The 18,696-nt window shown below is 59.5% G+C and carries 17 protein-coding genes; 16 read left to right on the plus strand and 1 reads right to left on the minus strand.

What is annotated here, in order from left to right:
* Positions 1-20: 20 nt before the first annotated feature.
* The 15 genes from K7R21_RS17575 to K7R21_RS17645 all read left to right on the plus strand — a co-directional run bounded on the left by K7R21_RS17575 (position 21) and on the right by K7R21_RS17645 (position 14,814).
* Complete coding sequence (locus K7R21_RS17575; protein WP_224984569.1) at positions 21-848, plus strand: SDR family oxidoreductase; 828 nt, start codon at positions 21-23, stop codon at positions 846-848.
* Positions 849-923: 75 nt separating this feature from the next.
* Positions 924-2,111, plus strand: coding sequence for an iron-containing alcohol dehydrogenase (locus K7R21_RS17580; RefSeq protein WP_224984570.1), 1,188 nt, complete (start codon positions 924-926; stop codon positions 2,109-2,111).
* A 23-nt stretch (positions 2,112-2,134) separates the two neighbouring features.
* Positions 2,135-2,746: a flavodoxin family protein gene (locus tag K7R21_RS17585; protein ID WP_224984572.1), complete on the plus strand. Its 612-nt coding sequence runs from the start codon at positions 2,135-2,137 to the stop codon at positions 2,744-2,746.
* 26 nt (positions 2,747-2,772) lie between these two features.
* Positions 2,773-4,014, plus strand: a complete 1,242-nt coding sequence (locus tag K7R21_RS17590) for a multidrug effflux MFS transporter (RefSeq protein ID WP_224984573.1) — start codon at positions 2,773-2,775, stop codon at positions 4,012-4,014.
* A gap of 28 nt (positions 4,015-4,042) precedes the next feature.
* A complete protein-coding gene (locus tag K7R21_RS17595) occupies positions 4,043-4,894 on the plus strand; it encodes an aldo/keto reductase (RefSeq protein ID WP_224984575.1) in 852 nt (283 codons plus the stop codon).
* A 94-nt stretch (positions 4,895-4,988) separates the two neighbouring features.
* The gene (locus tag K7R21_RS17600; protein WP_135869839.1) at positions 4,989-5,972 is read left to right on the plus strand and encodes an aldo/keto reductase; all 984 of its coding nucleotides are present in this window, start codon (positions 4,989-4,991) and stop codon (positions 5,970-5,972) included.
* A 133-nt stretch (positions 5,973-6,105) separates the two neighbouring features.
* Entirely contained in the window at positions 6,106-7,233 is a 1,128-nt protein-coding gene (locus K7R21_RS17605) for a carboxymuconolactone decarboxylase family protein (RefSeq protein WP_224984576.1), read from the plus strand.
* Between the two features lie 46 nt (positions 7,234-7,279).
* Positions 7,280-7,984: a 4Fe-4S dicluster domain-containing protein gene (locus K7R21_RS17610; RefSeq protein WP_224984578.1), complete on the plus strand. Its 705-nt coding sequence runs from the start codon at positions 7,280-7,282 to the stop codon at positions 7,982-7,984.
* On the plus strand, positions 7,981-9,783 hold the full coding sequence (locus K7R21_RS17615) for an aldehyde ferredoxin oxidoreductase family protein (RefSeq protein WP_224984580.1): 1,803 nt from the start codon (positions 7,981-7,983) through the stop codon (positions 9,781-9,783). Before K7R21_RS17610 ends, K7R21_RS17615 begins: the two co-directional genes overlap by 4 nt.
* Positions 9,784-9,850: 67 nt before the next feature.
* Entirely contained in the window at positions 9,851-10,435 is a 585-nt protein-coding gene (locus K7R21_RS17620; protein WP_224984581.1) for a hypothetical protein, read from the plus strand.
* A gap of 360 nt (positions 10,436-10,795) precedes the next feature.
* On the plus strand, positions 10,796-11,365 hold the full coding sequence (locus tag K7R21_RS17625) for a hypothetical protein (protein WP_224984582.1): 570 nt from the start codon (positions 10,796-10,798) through the stop codon (positions 11,363-11,365).
* 163 nt (positions 11,366-11,528) lie between these two features.
* On the plus strand, positions 11,529-11,786 hold the full coding sequence (locus tag K7R21_RS17630) for a hypothetical protein (protein ID WP_224984583.1): 258 nt from the start codon (positions 11,529-11,531) through the stop codon (positions 11,784-11,786).
* A 705-nt stretch (positions 11,787-12,491) separates the two neighbouring features.
* Positions 12,492-13,229, plus strand: coding sequence for a DUF2459 domain-containing protein (locus tag K7R21_RS17635; protein WP_224984584.1), 738 nt, complete (start codon positions 12,492-12,494; stop codon positions 13,227-13,229).
* 65 nt (positions 13,230-13,294) lie between these two features.
* A complete protein-coding gene (locus K7R21_RS17640) occupies positions 13,295-14,035 on the plus strand; it encodes a nucleotidyltransferase (RefSeq protein ID WP_224984585.1) in 741 nt (246 codons plus the stop codon).
* On the plus strand, positions 14,032-14,814 hold the full coding sequence (locus tag K7R21_RS17645) for a sugar phosphate isomerase/epimerase family protein (RefSeq protein WP_224984587.1): 783 nt from the start codon (positions 14,032-14,034) through the stop codon (positions 14,812-14,814). Before K7R21_RS17640 ends, K7R21_RS17645 begins: the two co-directional genes overlap by 4 nt.
* A 1-nt stretch (position 14,815) precedes the next feature.
* Here the strand turns inward: K7R21_RS17645 and K7R21_RS17650 are convergent, their stop codons facing one another.
* Entirely contained in the window at positions 14,816-15,436 is a 621-nt protein-coding gene (locus K7R21_RS17650) for a class I SAM-dependent methyltransferase (RefSeq protein WP_224984588.1), read from the minus strand.
* Between the two features lie 211 nt (positions 15,437-15,647).
* Here K7R21_RS17650 and K7R21_RS17655 point away from each other — a divergent pair, with 211 nt between their 5' ends.
* Positions 15,648-18,659, plus strand: coding sequence for a response regulator (locus K7R21_RS17655; protein ID WP_224984589.1), 3,012 nt, complete (start codon positions 15,648-15,650; stop codon positions 18,657-18,659).
* The last annotated feature ends 37 nt before the right edge of the window (positions 18,660-18,696 follow it).

Consider the following 18,696-nt stretch of genomic DNA (forward strand, 5'->3'; position numbering starts at 1 on the left):
GGTTAAGAAAGGAGCCACTTATGAAGAACGTAATCGTTGTAATCGGTGCCGGATCGATTGGCCAGGCGATAGCGCGACGGGTCAGCGTCGGCAAGCACGTCCTGCTGGCCGATCTGCGCCAGGATAATGTCGAGGCTGCTGCGAAGGTCCTCGGCGATGCCGGATACGACGTGAGCACCGCAATCGTCGACGTATCCTCGCGTCACTCGGTTCACACCCTGGTCGAGACGGCCACCGCGATCGGGCCGGTTTCAGGTGTCATTCATGCAGCTGGTGTTTCCCCCTCTCAAGCCGCACCGTCTACCATCCTCAAGGTCGATCTGTACGGCACGGCGCTGGTGCTAGAGGAATTCGGCAACGTGATCGAGCCTGGCGGTGCAGGGGTGGTAATCGCTTCCCAATCTGGACACCGCCTCCCGGCTCTGACGCCTGAGCAGAACAAGGCGTTGGCGACAACCCCTACCGAGGAGCTGCTCGCTCTGCCGATGCTCCAACCGGACCAGGTGACTGACCCGCTCCACGCCTACCAGATCTCCAAACGTGGCAACTCGCTGCGGGTCATGGCTGAGGCCGTGCGGTGGGGCAAGCGTGGCGCACGGGTCAACACGATAAGCCCGGGCATCATTATCACTCCTCTTGCTAATGACGAACTCACCGGTCCGCGTGGCGAGGGCTACCGCAGGATGATCGAACTCTCTCCCGCCGGGCGTGCCGGAACCCCGGATGAGGTGGGGGCGGTCGGTGCGCTGCTGATGGGTCCGGATGGTACCTTCATCACCGGCAGCGATTTCCTGATGGACGGCGGGGTCACAGCCTCTTACTGGTACGGCGACCTCGCGCCGAAGTGAGCGCAGGGTGCGCAGCCCATCACAAACAGGCGACTCTTCATTTCCGAATTTACGTAACCTTTTAGGAGAACGAACGTGAAAAATTTCATTTTCAGCATTCCCACCACCGCTTACTTCGGCAAAGGGCAAATCGAGATCCTCGGCGAGACCATTAAGGCCCATGGGGGCTCAAAGGCGCTGTTGGCGTATGGCGGCGGGAGCATCAAGCAAAACGGCATCTACGAAGTAATCCTCGAGCAGTTTCGCAAAGCCGGTCTCGCCCATGCGGAGTTGAGCGGGATTCAGCCGAACCCGCGGATCGAAAGCGTGGAAGAAGGGATCGAAGTCTATCGAGCAAACGGTTGCGATTTCATCCTGGCCGTGGGAGGCGGATCGACCCTGGACGCCTGCAAGGCAATTGCCGCCGGCGTGAAATACGATGGTCCGGTGACGGATCTCTTTGTCGACGAATCAGGCATCTCGTCCAAGATCGCTGCCGTAGCTCCTCTGGCGACCATTCTGACGATGGCAGGAACCGGCTCGGAACTGGATATGGGTGGTGTCATCACCGTTGGCGACGATCACAAGAAAAAGGTCGTCCTGCACCCTCTGCTCAACCCCAAGTTCTCCATCCTCGACCCCGAGTACACCTACACCGTCCCGGAGTATCATTCCATGGCCGGCGTCGCGGACATCCTCTGTCACCTGATGGAACAATACTTTACCCCGGAGGTCGGAGCCAAGGTTCAGGACCGTATGAACGAGGGGGTCATGAAGGCGGTGCTGGAGGAGGCCCCGAAGATTCTGGCTAATCCCAACGACTATGACGCGCGTGCAAACATCATGTGGGCCAGTTCCATGGCCTTGGCCGGATTCCAGTTTGTGCTCGGCAAGCCGGGATTCCCCTTCCCGCTGCACGGCATGGGGCACGAGCTTTCCAGCATGTACGACATGACCCATGGCGTCACCCTGGCGCTGTTGACGCCTGCCTGGATGCGTCACACCATGAGTACCACTCCTGAGCACCTGCCGGTCTTCGCGAAATTCGCCCGTAATGTCATGGAGGTCCGTGAGGACGACGATGCCAAAGCGGCAGAAGAAGGCGTCAAAAAGCTGGAAGCTTTTTACTCGGCCATCAAGATGCCGGCAAACCTGCGCGAGGCAGGCGTCAAGGAAGACGACCTTGAAGCGATGGCAGAGAAGGCTGTGGAAAACGGGAAACTCGGCATCCTGAGCACTATTGGTAAGGACGAGGCACTTAATATCATGCGGATGGCATTCTGAACAACAAGTCAAAGGACAGCGAAATGAAAGCAATTGCAATAAACGGCAGCCCAAGACCGGGCGGCAATACGGAAATCCTGCTCAAGAAAACCCTTGAACCTCTGAAGGCTGCCGGCTGGGATACGGAGTATCTGCGGATCGGCGGGAAACCGCTGCGGGGCTGCGTAGCCTGCATGCAGTGCGTCGAACGGAAAAACGGCAAGTGCGCCATCGAGAACGACGCCATGAACCAGTACATCGAGAAGATGCTCACCGCCGACGCGATCATCCTCGGCTCGCCGACCTACTTCGCAGATGTCACCTCCGAGCTGAAGGCTCTCATCGACCGGGCCGGCTTTGTTGCCCTGGCAAACGGCGGCGCCTTTAGCGGGAAGATCGGCGCCGCGGTGGTGGCGGTGCGCCGCGGTGGTGGGACACACGTTTTCGACACCATTAACCACATGTACCTCACCTCCTCAATGATCGTCCCCGGTTCCCTGTACTGGAACCTGGGCGTAGGGTGTCTTCCGGAGGAGGTCAGAGGCGATGAGGAGGCTCTACACAACATGGAGCATCTTGGCCAGACCATCGCCTGGCTCGGCAGGGCCTTGGCGGCGGCCGGCCCCTTTCCCAAGGTTGCCGTGGCACTGCATTAAGTTGGCCATTAGCTCAGGAGTTGTAAATGTCGGACGTGAACCAATTGGAGCTGTGTGTAGATGGCGAAACTTCAGCATTGGCGGATCCCAGGCCAGGGTGGTATGTGCTCGGTGTACTCAGCCTCTTGATGGGCTTTGCATCGATTTCGACCGATCTGTATTTGCCCGCCATGCCCGTGATGAGCGGTTCATTACATGCAAATACCGGGTTGATCGAGTGGACGATCTCGGGCTATCTGATCGGCTTCAGTTCGGGGCAGTTACTATGGGGGCCGATAAGTGACCGCTATGGTCGCCGGCTGGCAGTCGGCAGCGGGCTGATTCTGTTTGTGGTCGGCTCTGTCGGCTGCGCACTTTCGAAGGATGCAATGACGTTAATCGGCTGGCGGATCGTACAAGCCCTTGGCGCTTGCGCCAGTGTCGCCCTTTCGCGTGCCATGGTGCGTGATCTCTATGAGGGAAACAGGGCCGCGCAGATGCTGTCCACCCTGATCACGGTGATGGCCGTCATGCCTTTGGTCGGGCCACTGCTTGGCGGGCAGATTGTGGCCATGTCCGGTTGGCGGGCGATCTTCTGGTTCCTCGTCGCGGTCGGTCTGGTGACTCTCGGGGCGCTCTACACTATTCCTGAAACTCTGCCCGTGCAAAGCAGAAACACGGAACCGCTCAGAAGGGCTGTGTTACGTTATTTTGAATTACTGAAGAATCGTCGGTTGTTGGGGTACCTCAGTACGGGCGGGTTTCTCTACGCCGGCATGTTCGCTTACGTTGCGGGGACCCCGTTCGTCTATATCAGCTATTACCATTTCCCGGCTCGGCTTTACGGCTTGCTGTTCGGCCTCGGGATCATCGGCATCATGCTGGCCAATACCCTGAACCGGTGGCTGGTCGGCCACTTCAGCTATGACCGAGTCCTGCTGTCAGGAGCCGTTGCGGCCTTCGGCAGTGGTGTTTGGGCCGGTTTCGCCGCGTACAGCGGCTTGGGTGGGCTTTGGGGGCTGGTGGTGCCGCTGTTCTTTTTTGCTTCAACCACAGGTCTCATTGTCGCCAACTCGATTACTGGTGCGTTGGCTGATTTTCCAAACCGGGCCGGTGCCGTCTCAGCCTTGACCGGGGCCGTTCAATACGGCAGCGGCATCTTCGGCTCCGGACTGGTGGGTCTGTGGGCCGACGGAACTCCGTGGCCGTTGGGGCTGGTGGTTGCCCTGAGCGGCATCGGCTGTTTACTGTCGATGGTACTGCTGATCCCTTCAAGAAGCGCGAAATAGAGACCGTCTTTCGAAAGGAGAAACCATCATGGAAAATGTTGTTTTGAATAATGGTGTGAAGATGCCCATCCTCGGATTCGGTGTTTTTCAGGTGCTCGATCCGGAAGAGTGCGAACGGAGCGTCTCCGATGCCCTCCAGGTCGGCTATCGCCTGATCGATACCGCGGCGTCATATATGAACGAAGAGGCCGTCGGTAATGCGCTCAGGAAAAGCGGTGTTGCGCGGGAAGAGCTCTTCATCACGACGAAGCTGTGGATCCAGGACGCCGGCTACGACAACACCAAAAGCGCTTTTGAAAAATCGCTTAACAAGCTGCAACTCGATTACCTGGACCTCTACCTGATTCATCAGCCTTTCGGCGACATCTACGGGTCGTGGCGGGCAATGGAAGAGCTCTATCGAGCCGGAAGGATCAGAGCGATCGGGATCAGCAACTTCCAGCCTGATCGGGTGATGGACCTCATCGTCCACAACGAAGTGGTTCCTGCTGTCAATCAGATCGAAACCCATCCTTTCTGCCAGCAGGTGGAAACCCAGAAATTCCTTCAGGAGAACCATGTGCAGATGGAATCCTGGGGGCCCTTTGCTGAAGGGAAGAACGATATATTCACCAATCAGGTGTTGCTGGCCATCGGCAAGAAATACGACAAAACCATCGCCCAGGTCGTTCTGCGCTGGCTGACCCAGAGAAAAGTTGTTGCAATCCCCAAATCGGTTCGCCCGGAACGGATGAGGGAGAATTTCGATGTGCTCGATTTTGCACTGAGTGCTGAAGATATGGCGGCCATAGCGACCCTGGATCGGAAACAGAGCAGCTTCTTCGACCATCGCGACCCGGCCATGGTCAAGTGGCTGGGCGAAAGAAAGCTCGATCTCTAAGCGACAGGGGGAAAGGCAAGACAGCAGGGAGCATTACTCTCCGGGGAAACCAGAGCGGTGAGTTCCTGGCGAGCACCTTAAAGGAGAACAAGTCATGGAGAAAAGAGTTCTAGGGAAGGTTCTGGAAGTCTCAGCAATCGGTTACGGCGCGATGGGACTCAGTCATGGGTACGGTCCGGCAACCGACAGGAAGGAGGCTATTGCGCTCATCCGAGCGGCAGCGGAGCGCGGCGTGACCTTCTTCGATACAGCGCAGATTTACGGTGCAGAGAACGAAGAGATCGTGGGCGAGGCTCTTGAGCCTATGCGCGGGCAGGTGGTCATCGCCACCAAATTCGGATTTGAGCTTGAGCGAACCGACAAGCAGCAGGTTCTCAATAGCAGGCCCGAGTACATCCGGCAGGTGACTGAGGGCTCGCTCAAGCGGCTTCGGGTCGAGGCAATCGACCTTTACTACCAGCACCGGGTCGACCCGAATGTCGCGATAGAAGAGGTCGCCGGCGCGGTCAAGGTTCTGATCGACGAGGGCAAGGTGAAACACTTCGGCATGTCGGAGGCAGGAGTTGAGACCATACGCCGCGCTCATGCGGTTCTGCCAGTTACGGCGATACAAAGCGAGTATTCGATGATGTGGCGACAGCCCGAAGAAGAGCTGCTACCGATGCTGGAAGAGCTCGGCATCGGCTTCGTCCCCTTCAGCCCGTTGGGAAAAGGGTTCCTGACTGGTCGTTTCGACAAGGATTCAACCTTCGGCAGCACAGATTTCCGCAGCGTTGTTCCCCGTTTCTCTCCGGAGAATCTTGATGCCAACCAGGCGCTAGTCAAATTGGTCAAGGATATCGCCGCCGACAAGCAGGCGACACCGGCCCAGATCGCCCTGGCCTGGGTGCTGGCCCAAAAGCCATGGATAGTGCCGATCCCCGGCACCACCAAGCTCCACCGCCTGGAGGAGAACCTCGGTGCAGCAACCGTGGAACTGACGCCCGATGATCTCCAGAACATCGCGAGCACCCTCGCGAAAATCGAGGTGCATGGAGATCGCTATCCCGCCCATCTACAGCAGCGGGTGGGGCGCTAGCTGGCGTAGCGAACGCTCTCCGGCGATGCGGAGTAACTACTGTGTGAGGGACCTATTTGCCATGAACCGACTACTCGTCATAGCATCTGCTGGCATCGTGTTGATCATGGCCGGCATATCGGAGGCGCACGCCATGCAAAACCATCTGAACGCGAAACAGCGGGCAATCATCCCGGTCGCTGCTTTCACTGCCAACAGTGATCTAGATAAATTGAAAGTGGCCCTAAGTGAGGGACTCGATGCCGGGCTTACCGTGAATGAGATAAAGGAAATCCTCGTTCAGCTTTATGCGTACGCCGGCTTTCCTCGAAGCCTCAACGGCATTAGCACTTTTATGACGGTCATTGGCGAGCGAGAGAAAAAGGGGATCAGGGACGAGAAAGGGAGGGAAGCAAGCCCTTTGCCGTCGAACCAAACCAGCCTTGAATTCGGCACCCAGAACCAGACCAAGCTGGTTGGTCAACCGGTGGCCGGGCCTCTTTTCGATTTCGCCCCGACCGTCGACCGATTCCTGAAGGCCCACCTCTTTGGTGACATCTTTCAGCGTGACGTGCTGACCTGGCAAGATCGGGAATTGGCAACCGTGGCTGCTCTGGCCAATATCGAGGGTGTTAATCCCCAATTGCAGGGGCATCTTGCCATTGCTCTGCACAACGGCCTGACACCGGAGCAACTGCGCGAGGTTGTAAGCATTCTGCACGCAAAATGCGGCCCGCAGGTTGCGGAGAATGCCGGAGTCGTTGTTGAACAGGTTGTGGCCTCCAGGAAACCAGTGACCGTTGGTGTACCCCCGGTTGTAAACCAGCCGAAGAGTGCTGTGCACGGAGCAAAGGAGAAAAACATGAGCCAGCAACACGATGATTTGCGCGATGGCGGGGTTTTCCCTCGCGGAGAGAAGAACGAGGCGTACGCCAAGTATTTTACAGGCACCAGCTACCTCAACATGCTGTCCACGGAACGGGTTTTAATCGGCAATGTGACCTTCGAGCCTGGATGCCGGAACTTCTGGCACATCCACCACAAGGGGGGGCAGATTCTGCTCGTCACCGGCGGACGCGGCTGGTATCAGGAGTGGGGAAAGCCGGCCCGGGAACTCACCGCCGGCGACGTGGTGAATATCCCTCCGGAAACCAGGCACTGGCATGGAGCTACGAAGGACAGCTGGTTTTCCCATGTGGCAGTGGAAGTTCCGGCAGTGGGAGGCTCCACCGAATGGTTTGAGCCGGTGTCTGACGAGGCATACAACCGTTTACCCGACTGATTGGGGGTAGAACGATGATGACCGCCATAATCAAAGGGGTGTCAAGATGAACGCTAACGATGATAGTGGGAGCCACAGCCGCCGGCAGTTTCTGAAGGGGTGTGGGCTCGGTGCCGGTTCGCTTGTCTTGCTCGGCCAGTTTGGAGTTCATTCCGCTGCCTGGGCTCTTTCGGGAGAGCCCGTTCTTAAAATGGTTCTGGTAGATTACAGCAAGTGTACTGGTTGCCGCACCTGTGAAACTGCCTGCTCTGCGAGCAATCATCCGGTGCCGGTCGGCGGCAATGAGTTGCCGGGACTTGGCAATCCTGCTTATTCAAACATTAGGCTCCACAACTTCAATCCCGATGTGGACGTAGCCAATGTCTGCGCCATGTGTGCCGACACCCCTTGTGTCAATGCGTGCCGGGTTGAGCCTGACGGCAAAACTGGGCGACGCGCCCTTTATAGGGATGAAGGTACCCATACCATCCGCAACGATCCCGCTCGCTGCATCGGATGTCGCAGCTGTGCTTGGGCCTGCACCTCGCAAAGGACCGGCACGATCAGCCCCAACCATGTTACGGGAAAACCGGAAAGGATGTGCACGCTATGCGCTGGCAACCCGCAATGCGTGAAAAGATGCCCGTTCTCGGCGCTGTCGTATGTTGAAGTCCGACGCGACAGGAAATTCTATGGGCAAAGTCCTGAAAAAATTGCAGCCCAACTGGCCAGGAACTGGTACGGAACGGCCGATTTCGGAGGTTTAAAATGAGCAGCAAGGCTGGGTACCACGGCGTTATCCTCAGCATCGACCTCTCCACGGGGAAGGCTCAAAAGGTAGCCATTCCATCGGAAGATCTTGATAACTTCGTCGGGGGGCAGGGGCTCGGTATCAAGATTCTTTATGACCGACTCAAGAAGCCGGGAGTCGACCCGCTATCGCCGGAAAACCCCCTAATCTTCATGCCCGGGCCTTTCTCGGGACTTCCGGTTCCCTCCTCCTCCAGAACCTGTGTTGTGACCAAGTCGCCAATTACGGCTCCCCGAAAAAGCGACTTTTCCCATGCCTCGACCGTTACCTATTCGAACATGGGCGGTTTTTTCGGACCGGAAGTCCGGTTCGCAGGCTACGACGGGATGGTCATAACCGGCAAGGCACCGGTGCTGTCTTACCTGGTCATCGACGACGCAAAGGTGGAGATCCGTGACGCTAGCAAGTTCAAAGGGATGCGGACGGATGCCTTTGACAAGGCTATTCTTGAAGAACTTGGCGATCGTAAGTACAAGACGGTCTATATCGGACCTGCCGGGGAGAATCTCGTTCCCTACTCCAGCATCCTTCATACCGCCGGGAGGGCTGCGGGCAGAGGGGGCGCCGGTTGCGTGATGGGTTCCAAGAACCTGAAGGCGATTGCGGTGCGGGGCACTGGGCAGCCCGGCGTTGCCGATCATGCCGGGTTTCTTTCGGCACTGGACAAGGCCAGGTCGGTCCTTAACGGTTCGGCGTATGCAAAGTCGTGGGCGGAACAGGGAACGGCCCGGGGCATTGTCGGCAACAGCAACGCCGGAACCGAGGCCGTCCGTAATTACCGGGAAGGGACCTTTACCGAAGCCGAGAAGATTGGCGCTGGAACAGCAAGGCGCGACGTCTGGGTGAGAGATATCGCCTGCTACTGTTGCCCGCTCGCTTGCAAAAAGAGCGGGATGACCAAAGGGAAGTACGGCGGGATTGTCCACGATGGCCCCGAGTACGAGACTGGAGTCATGCTGGGCTCCAACCTGCTGATATCCGACATGGCGGGCCTGCTTAAGGTAATTACCAGCATCGACGATCTCGGCCTTGACCAGATTTCGACCGGAAACGTCATCGGCTTTCTCATGGAAGCCTATGAGCGAGGGATGATCAATCGGGGCTTTCTCGACGGAATCGATCTCAAATGGGGAAGTGTCGATGCGACGCTTGCCATAATTGAAAAGATCGCCGCCAAGGATGGCGTAGGAGCCTTGGCGGCCGGGGGGGTGAGAGCCTTGGCGTGGCAGATTGGCCAGGGCAGCGAAAAATTTGCCATCCATGTGAAAGGGCTTGAGCTGGCCGCACACAACATTCAGGCCAACCTGCCCCGGGGGCTTTCCTACGCAACCGCTTCTAGGGGAGCTTGCCATATGAGCGGGGACAACGTCGCCATGCAGAACAGACGGGCCATACTTGATTCGACCGGCATGTGCTTTTTCCCCACCTTCGAGCCAGCCCTAGAAGAGCCTATGCTCTCTCTGCTGAGCGCAATAACCGGGCGGCAGTTCGATAAGGCAGAGTTTGAGAAAACTGGCGAGAGGATCTTCAATCTGGAGAAGATGTTCAACTACCGCGAGGGGTTTCGCCGTGAAGACGACCGGCTCCCCGACCGCTTTTTCGATGACGCCTTCACCCTTGGGCCGAAGAAGGGAGCGGTGCTGAACCGGGATGTCTTCGAGATGACCCTGACTGAGTATTACAAAGAACGCGGATGGGACCCGGAAACGACCAAGCCGGGAGCATCGAAACTCAAAGAACTTGGGCTGCATTATCTTTGAAAACACGTCAGGGGCAAATAGAAAGCCGTGCAGGTTGCACGACGCAAATAGCCCAAAAGGAGCCAGCTTGACGACTCAAACGTGTACTCAGTTACTGCCGGCGTGGCAGAGCTTCTACGTCATGGTCGGTTCTGCTGCAGCAGCAGTCATCGCTATTCAGTTCGTGGTGATCACCCTGATTGCCAACCTGCGCCGCTCCGTCCCCGCCGAAGCCCTCAGCGCCTTCGCTACGCCGACGGTGGTCCAGCTGGGGAGCGCCCTGCTGCTCTCAGCGATAATGAGCGCTCCATGGCCGTCTCTATGCTCGGTGGCGATCGCGCTTGCCCTGTTCGGTCTGGGCGGGCTCGTTTACAAGGCCACGGTCATCTATCGCGCGCGCCGCCAAACTTACTACCAGCCGGAGAGGGCTGATTGGATATGGTATGCGCTGCTTCCAGGTATTGCGTATGTGACCATAGCCATCGCCGCCATGTCTTTGTGGTCCTACCCCTGTCCCGCGCTCTTCGCCACCGCAACCGGTGCCCTCGCCCTTCTGCTGATCGGCATCCACAACGCGTGGGACACCGTTATACATATCGTTGTCGTAAGGCTCCCCGGCGAGGCTGAGGAACAGGTCAGCAACAAAATATACCGTCCGGATGGAAGATCTTAGCCTTGCTGACAATGACGTCCACCTGATAAGGGGCACAACCTGCTGAACAGCTGCCGGGTTGTGCCCTTTCATTAGCTCACAACACCTTTCAAAACTCCTTTCATTATTATGATGGTGCCTAGGCGAATCTGCTCCCCCAACCTGTCATCGTCTACCTTCCAAAAAATTGGCTCCTCTTGTACCACAAACCGATATTTTTGCCTCCTCTATGCCCTAAAGTCATTTAGCGGTGATCAGCTAAGTCCTCGAATCTCTTTATCCGCTTAGGGATCGACTTATGGGTTTTACCCATTGAACAACGGTTAAAGGGTGGTATAAATCCGAGATTGATTAAAATAACCCAATGTTCTGGAGGTTAGTATGGAAGGTAACACACTCATCATTATCGGATTGGGCGTAATCGTAATAGTCCTGGCAATCGCAGTGTTCGCGCTGTTTCAAAAGCGGCAGACTGCAGGCCTGCGCGGTCGGTTTGGCTCGGAGTACGACCGTACCGTCAGGGAAACCGGCAGTCGGGCTCGCGCAGAGGCTGATCTGAAACAGCGCGAAAAGCGCGTGGAGCGGCTGAACATCCGGCAGCTCAACTCGGAGGATGCCGCGCGCTTCAAGGACGCTTGGGCCAGGGTCCAGACCAGGTTCGTCGACGACCCCAAAGGGGCTGTTACCGAGGCGGATCAACTGCTGGGGGATGTGATGGTGAAGCGCGGCTATCCCGTCGGCGATTTCGAACAGCGCGCGGCGGATATTTCTGTTGAGCATCCGCGGGTGGTCGAGCATTACCGTGCCGGTCACGAGATCGCCCTGCGGCACGCAAAGGGACAGGCCACGACAGAAGACTTGCGGCAGGCGATGATTCATTACCGCACCCTGTTCACCGATCTGGTCGGCGAACAAGAGACACCGAGCGTGGTGTTGCGCAAAGACGTATAGACAACGGAGGCTAAAAATGGACGACAAACCTATCGTGAAGGATGAAAGGGCAAAAGCAGGACTTACCACTGCCGACCTCGCCGGGCGCACGGACGCGGGCGGCCCAGTGAACACTGCTCTCGCCGGGAGAGCAGCCGCACCAGCGGAAGACCAGGCGCCGCTATTGTCCACCAATGAAGCCAACGACCTCCGCAGTCGCTGGGACGGTATCCAGGCTGGATTTGTGGATGAGCCACGGCGGTCCGTGGAGCAGGCGGACAACCTGGTAGCGGAGGCGATGAAGCGTCTGGCCGAGACCTTCGCCGATGAGCGGGCGAAGCTGGAGGCCCAGTGGGACCGCGGCGGTGACGTCTCCACCGAAGATTTGCGTTTAGCGCTACGTCGTTACCGTTCCTTCTTCAACCGGCTCCTTTCCATCTGATCACCACACCACATCATGTCCACATCACCACCGCCTGGTCGGATTCCCCAACCGGGTGGTGGTCTCCCCTCAAGTCTCCCCCTCACGTGAATACTGTTAGCCGCAAGCTAAGGGTAAATCGACCGTCGCCTAACGCGACGAGCCAGTCACCGAACGCGTTGCACGAGTCGCCGAACGCGTTGCACGAGTCACCGAACGCGTTGTACGAGTCGCCGAACGCGTTGCACGAGTCGCCGAACGCGTTGCACGAGTCGCCGAACGCGTTGCACGAGTCAACGAACGCGTTGCACGAGTCACCGAACGCGTTGCACGAGTCACCGAACGCGTTGCACGAGTCACCGAACGCATTGCACGAGTCACCGAACGGGTTGCACGAGTCACCGAACGGGTTGCACGAGTCGTCGAACGCGTTGCACGAGTCACCGAACGCGTTGTGCGAGTCACCGAACGCGTTGCACGAGTCACCGAACGTGTTGTACGAGTCACCGAACGCGTTGCACGAGTCACCGAATGGGTTGCACGAGTCACCTACCGCGTTGTGCGAGTCACCGAACGTGTTGGACGAGTCATCGAACCCGATGAGCGAGTCATCCAACCCGTCGAGTGGGTCACGTACCCGCGGTTACCGGCAAGGCAAAGGCATGCTCCGCTTCCGGCGTATAAAAATAAAAAAATTCTGGCATGCTTTGCTGCGTGGAGGTTCACATGGAAAAGCCACGCACCATACCGTCGGTTTTTACACCGCAATGGCTACCACTGGGATCGTTGGTCCTGCTGCTTGTCACCCTGGCACTTGCGCTCACCGGTTGCGCTGCGGAGAAGAAATGGCAGTACCTGCCGGCGACGAGGGGGGAGGAACGCTCCATCTACGTCATCGCCCACGGCTGGCATGCAGGAATCGCTTTGCCGGCCGAAGAACTGGGCGACGAGTTGGGCTTCGTCAGGGAGTACCTGCGCCCGGGGCGCTACTACGAGTTCGGCTGGGGCGAGGCGGAGTTCTACCAGGCGGACAAGATCACCCCCGCCATCTTCCTAAAGGCCGTGTTCTGGAAAAATCCGAGCGTGATGCATGTCTTCTCCATGCCGGCCGAACCGGCTCAGCAGTTTCCGGGTGCTGACATGGTCGAGCTCAAGTTGTCGGCAACCGGGGTGAAGCACCTGAAGGATAGCTTGCGCACCAGCTTCAAGCTCGATGCGGCTCATCGCCCCCATCCCCTGAAAGGGGGAGCGCACGGCGAATATCGGTTCTTCACGGCGCAAGGGTACTATCTCATCACCCATACCTGCAATACCTGGACGGCCAAGGTGCTGGCAAGCGGCGGCGTGCCCATGGACACCGTCTTCACCCTGCGCTCGGGGGGCGTGATGAGGCAGGCCAAGGACGCCAGGAAAGAGTACCTGAAGCTGCGGCCGGATCGCGCTGAGCAGGAAGGGATGCAATAAGGCACGAAGGATGGTATATATTCTTGGCTAGATTGGAAAATGCCAATGTCTGTCGGGAGGGGAAGGTGCGAGCGCCAGCGGGTCCGGAAAAGGCTTCAGAAATCATGACGGCACTGGTGCCGCCGGCACAGTGGGCCGTCTACGCCGAGTTCATTGCCGAGGCCTCCAGGCGCGGCATACCCTTTGCCGTGGGGGGCGGGCTGGCGGTGTCGGCCTATTCAGACTGTGTTCGCAACACCAAGGACATGGACATCTACATCATGGAGAAGGACAGCCGGATAGTGATGGAGATCTCCCGGGAGCTTCGCTTCACCGAGTACACTACCGTCCCCTATGATCCCACCTGGAGCTACCGCAGTTGCCGCGACGGCTACATCCTTGATTTCTTGTGGAAGATGCTGAACGGAAGGGCCTGGGTTGACGAGAACTGGGTGACCAAGGGGTGGGAGCTCAAGGTCAGGGGCACCGCCTTCAGGCTCCTCCCCGTGGAAGAACTGGTCTGGTCGAAGCTGTACATCATGAGAAACGACCGTACCGACTGGCCCGACATTATCAGCCTGCTCTACGCCCGCGGTGCCGAGCTTAACTGGCCGCGGCTGCTCGCGAACCTCGGGGAGGACCGGCTGCTGTTGGGGGGCGTGGTCAGCCTGCTACGCTGGCTCTGCCCCGGTCACGTCAGCACCTTCCCCGATAGCATCTGGGCACCCTTGGGGTTGCTGCCCCCTTCGTTCGACACGCCCGGCATTGATCGGGACCGGGTAGCCCTCATCAATGGGGAACACCTTTTTCCGGGAGGACTGCCATGAAAATCGGAGCGATGAACCACCCGCGTCAGGATCCCGCCCAGGAGATCCGACGCTTTGCGGAGATGGGACTCGATTTCATCGACCTGACGTTGGAGCCGCCGGCCGCGGGGTGGTGGCAGTGCGACGTCGAGGAGGTGGCCAGGGCGCTGACCGATGCCGGGATGGGAATCGTCGGGCATACCGCCTATTACCTTCCCATCGCCCATCCCTTCGAGGAGGTGCGGCGTGCGGCGGTGGAGGCGCTGACGCATTCAGCCCGCGTCTTCGCCAAGCTCGGGGCGCGGGTCATGAACATACACCCGGACGCCCATGCGCCGATGCACGACCGGGACTTCGTGATAGGCCAGAACCTGAAGAGCCTGGCGGAGGTGATGGCGGCTGCCCAAGGGAGCGGCGTGCGGATCATGGTCGAGAACCTGCCGCGCAACTTCAATACGGCGGCCCAACTGGCGGAGCTGCTCGATCCCCTGCCGGAACTGGGGCTGCACCTGGACATCGGTCACACCGAACTCATGCTGAAAACAAGCAGCGCCGACGAGATCATCGAGCGCTTCGGCTCGCGTCTGCTGCACGTCCACCTGCACGACAACAAGGGGGGGGACGCTGACCTCCACCTCCCCCTCGGCGCGGGGACTATCGACGTCGCCAGACATCTCACCACCTTGCAGCGCGCAGGTTACGACGGCACCATCACCCTTGAGGTGTTCACGCCCGACGCCGCCTTTTTGAAGTACAGTGCCGACCGGCTGCGCGCCATGTGGAACGAGGCGCGGCAGTGACTCACCCCTTTTCCGCCCAGCCGCGATAGGTGTACCCGGCCAGTTTTGGCACTCCCTCCACGTACTGCGCGTCGAGCGCGACCACCCGGAAACCTGCCCCAGCGATCAGCTGCGGGATGGGACGGTCGAGGTGGCACCCCCCGGCCATGTGTTTCCACCACGGCGTGATGCGCTCTTGCCATCTCAGCACGCCCTGGTCGGGTGCGGCCCCGTGCTCGCAGAAAAGCAGCCTCCCTCCCGGCGCGAGCACGCGCCGCATCTCCGCCAGTGCTATCCTCCAGTCGGTTATGCTGCACAAGGTGAAGGTCAACAGCACCGTGTCGACGCTTTGGTCCTCAAGGGGGATGGTCGCGGCCGGCAGGTCGAGCCAGCGCACCGGCAGCCCGCTCTCCTGCACGTTTTTCTGCGCCGCCTTGCGCATCCCCGGTGACGGTTCCAGACCCCAGATGCAACTCACCTTGTTCCGGTCGTAAAAGGGGAGGTTCAGGGCAGTCCCCATACCTACCTCCAGCACCCGTCCTCGCGCCAGCGGCACGACCAGCGCCCGTTGCCGCGCCAGCGCCTTCAGTCCGCAGACGCAGTTGGTTAGATGAGGCAGGCATAGCTCGTGGTAGAGGTTCATGACGCTACCTCGCCTGGTGAGGCATGGTGCAGCATGTCGGCGTTGACGGCAAAGCGACAGCGTGGACTGTATCAGCGCGGAGCAGTAATGACATCTGGCACCCTTGTTTTCGCAATGTCACATTTAGCGTGGGATTAATTTCTGCTAGGATACATAAAACCTTTGCCCGCATTTTGTCAATGCCGTCCGCACATTAACCAAGAGAGGTCTGATGTTCCGCCCGTCCTCGCTGTCGATCCGCTTTTTGCTGCTGCTCATCGTCTTCGTGGTCGCCCTGCCGGCCGCCGGGGTCATCCTCTATTCCGGCATCCAGTTTCGTAACGCCATGCTCGACGAGGCGCGGCATCAGACCCTGCAGCTCAGCGAGAGGATCGCGACCGAGCAGCGCAACCTTGTGGTGGCAGCCGAGCAGTTGATGACCTCCCTGGCACAGCTTCCCGAGGTGAGGGCGCGGGACAAGGCCAAGGTGGAACCGATCCTGAGGGAGCTGCTCAAGCTGAACCCGATGTACGGCAATATCACCATCGCGGACCGCCGGGGGATGATGTGGGCGAGCGCCATCCCGATGAATCAGCCCCTCGATATCAGCACCAGGCGCTTCTTCAAGAGCGCGGTGACCAGCGGCAAACTCTCCTCGGGTGAGTACATCGTGAGCCGGATCATCACCAAGCCCATCTTCAACCTCGGCTACCCGCTGAAGGACCAGGATGGGCGGTGCGTCGGGGTGATCGGGGTCAGCATCAACATCGGCAACTACCAGCAACTGCTGCAGCAGATGAACCTCCCCCCAGGCGCCAGCTTCGTGATCCTGGACTACAAGGGGGTCATCCTGGCTCGGGGCATCGACCACGCGCGCTACGTCGGCAAGCCCTACCCGGAAGCGGCGTTTCGCCAAATGCAACAGGGACCGGAAACCGGTACCGAGACTCGCGAGGGACTCCAAGGGGACAGCAGGATCATCTCCTACCGTAAGCTGCGGTTGCCGGGGGAGGCCATCCCCTACATGTACGTCACCGCCGGCATCCCGATAGAGGTCGCCACCAGAGAAGCCAGCCGGGCGATGGTGTTGAGCATTTTGCTGCTCTCCTCGGTGCTGTTCGTTGCCTGCGGCTGCGCCATCCTGATCGGGAAGCGCTGTATCGGAGATCGCATCAGGATGCTCGAGGGCGCCTCGGAAAAACTGGCCGGCGGGGATGCCGACGTGAAGGTATCTGCACTGGTGGTAGGGGGGGAACTGGGGAGCCTGGCGCGGACTTTCGACTCCATGGCGGAGCAGTTGCGTGCCCGGGAAGACGCGCTGGCGCGCAGCGAAGCGTTTTTGAACACCATCATCCAGACCGAACCCGAATGCGTGAAACTGCTCGACCGCGAGGGGCGCCTGCAAATGATGAACAGTGCCGGCCTTGCCATGATCGAGGCGGATTCGTTGGCCCAGGTGCAGGGAGCGTGTGTCTATTCGCTGGTCACTCCGGAATACCGGGATGCCTTCGTCAAGCTGACTGAGAACGTGTTCCGCGGCATTCCCGGCAACCTCGTCTTCGAGACGACCGGGCTCAAGGGGAGGCGGGTATGGCTGGACACCCATGCCGTTCCGTTCCGCAACGATCAAGGCGAAATCGTTTCCCTTTTGGGGATCACCAGGGACATCACCGAGCACAGAAAGAGCGAGGAGGAGCGGCGCGAGAACCTGCTGCTGTTCGAATCGTTGATGCGCTACTCCCCCATGGGGATCCGCATCTTCGACGGTGAGTCGGGGCAATGCATCCTGCTGAACCAGGCGACGGCCGAGATCGCCGGGGGGCAGGTGGAGGCGATGCAGCAACAGAATTTCCGTACCCTGAGCTCGTGGCAGGAAAGCGGACTGCTGGAGGTTGCCGAACAGGTGCTGGACGACGGCGTGGCCCGGGTGCGCGACGTTGACCTGCATACCAGCTTCGGCAAAGAGGTCGCCATGTCCTACAGCCTGTCCCGGCTGTTGATGAAGGACAAGAAGCACCTCTTGGTGGTGGGACGCGACGTCACCGATGAACGGCGCCTGGCGCAGGAGAAGACGGAGATGGAAGCCCAGATCTTGCACGTCCAGAAGCTGGAGAGCCTGGGCGTACTGGCGGGGGGCATCGCCCACGACTTCAACAACATCCTGATGGCCATCATGGGCAACGCCGAGCTGGCACTGCTCAGGCTGCCGCAGGAATCGCCGGTCCGGACGAACCTGCAGAACATAGAGAAGTCCTCGCAGCGTGCGGCGGACCTGGCCCAGCAGATGCTCGCCTATTCCGGCAAGGGGAGTTTCGTCATCGAGGTGGTGGACGTCAATGCCATCATCAGGGAGATGAGCCACATGCTGGCGGTTTCCATTTCCAAGAAGGTTGAGATGCGCCTGGAGCTCGGCGGCGATCTTCGCCCGCTCGAGGTGGACGCGACGCAGATCCGGCAGGTGATCATGAACCTGGTCATCAACGCCTCGGAGGCGATCGGCGACCGCAACGGCGTCATCCAGATCCGTACTGGGACCAGGGATCTGGACGGGGCGGCGCTGTCGCGGCTGTGGCTCACCGACCGGCTCCAGGAGGGGCTCTACGTTTACTTCGAGGTGGTCGACGACGGCTGCGGTATGGACCAGGATACCCTGGGCAAGATCTTCGATCCCTTCTTCACCACCAAGTTCACCGGGCGCGGACTGGGCATGGCCGCGGTGTTGGGGATCGTCCGCGGACACCGCGGGACCATTGAGGTGCACAGCGAGCCGGGGCAGGGCTCCTTGTTCCGGGTGTACCTCCCCGCCTACCAGTCTGAGTTTCGGCAGCCCGCGCGACAGGAGCAGAGCGCCGTCGCGGCGTGCGGTTCCGGCACGGTGCTGCTGGTTGACGATGAGGAGGCGATCCGTAGTCTCGGGCGGGAGATGCTGGAGAGCCTCGGCTACAGCGTGTTGACCGCCGTTGACGGTTCGGCCGCCGTGGAAATGTACGCACAGCGCAGGGACGAGGTGGACTGCGTGATCCTGGACCTGACCATGCCGCACATGGACGGCGAGCAGGCCCTGCAGCTGCTGCGGTCGATGGATCCGGAGGTGCAGGTGATCCTCTCCAGCGGCTACAGTGAGCAGGAGATCACCGAGAGGTTCACCGGCAGGGGGCTGGCGGGGTTCATACAGAAGCCCTACCGTCTCGCGGACCTGGGGCAGAAGCTGCAGCGCGCCCAAACGAACCGGCGGCGGCAGTAAGCGGCGGTCCGCCAGCGCGGGGGAGGGCACCGCTCAC

The sequence above is a fragment of the Geomonas agri genome (genome assembly GCF_020179605.1).
In the GTDB taxonomy this organism is placed as follows: domain Bacteria; phylum Desulfobacterota; class Desulfuromonadia; order Geobacterales; family Geobacteraceae; genus Geomonas; species Geomonas agri.

Coding starts and splice junctions, on each gene's coding strand:
- K7R21_RS17575 (WP_224984569.1), top strand. CDS start 21: ATGAAGAACGTAATCGTTGTAATCGGTGCCGGATCGATTGGCCAGGCG.
- K7R21_RS17585 (WP_224984572.1), top strand. CDS start 2,135: ATGAAAGCAATTGCAATAAACGGCAGCCCAAGACCGGGCGGCAATACG.
- K7R21_RS17590 (WP_224984573.1), top strand. CDS start 2,773: ATGTCGGACGTGAACCAATTGGAGCTGTGTGTAGATGGCGAAACTTCA.
- K7R21_RS17595 (WP_224984575.1), top strand. CDS start 4,043: ATGGAAAATGTTGTTTTGAATAATGGTGTGAAGATGCCCATCCTCGGA.
- K7R21_RS17600 (WP_135869839.1), top strand. CDS start 4,989: ATGGAGAAAAGAGTTCTAGGGAAGGTTCTGGAAGTCTCAGCAATCGGT.
- K7R21_RS17605 (WP_224984576.1), top strand. CDS start 6,106: ATGCAAAACCATCTGAACGCGAAACAGCGGGCAATCATCCCGGTCGCT.
- K7R21_RS17610 (WP_224984578.1), top strand. CDS start 7,280: ATGAACGCTAACGATGATAGTGGGAGCCACAGCCGCCGGCAGTTTCTG.
- K7R21_RS17615 (WP_224984580.1), top strand. CDS start 7,981: ATGAGCAGCAAGGCTGGGTACCACGGCGTTATCCTCAGCATCGACCTC.
- K7R21_RS17625 (WP_224984582.1), top strand. CDS start 10,796: ATGGAAGGTAACACACTCATCATTATCGGATTGGGCGTAATCGTAATA.
- K7R21_RS17635 (WP_224984584.1), top strand. CDS start 12,492: ATGGAAAAGCCACGCACCATACCGTCGGTTTTTACACCGCAATGGCTA.
- K7R21_RS17645 (WP_224984587.1), top strand. CDS start 14,032: ATGAAAATCGGAGCGATGAACCACCCGCGTCAGGATCCCGCCCAGGAG.
- K7R21_RS17650 (WP_224984588.1), bottom strand. CDS start 15,436: ATGAACCTCTACCACGAGCTATGCCTGCCTCATCTAACCAACTGCGTC.
- K7R21_RS17655 (WP_224984589.1), top strand. CDS start 15,648: ATGTTCCGCCCGTCCTCGCTGTCGATCCGCTTTTTGCTGCTGCTCATC.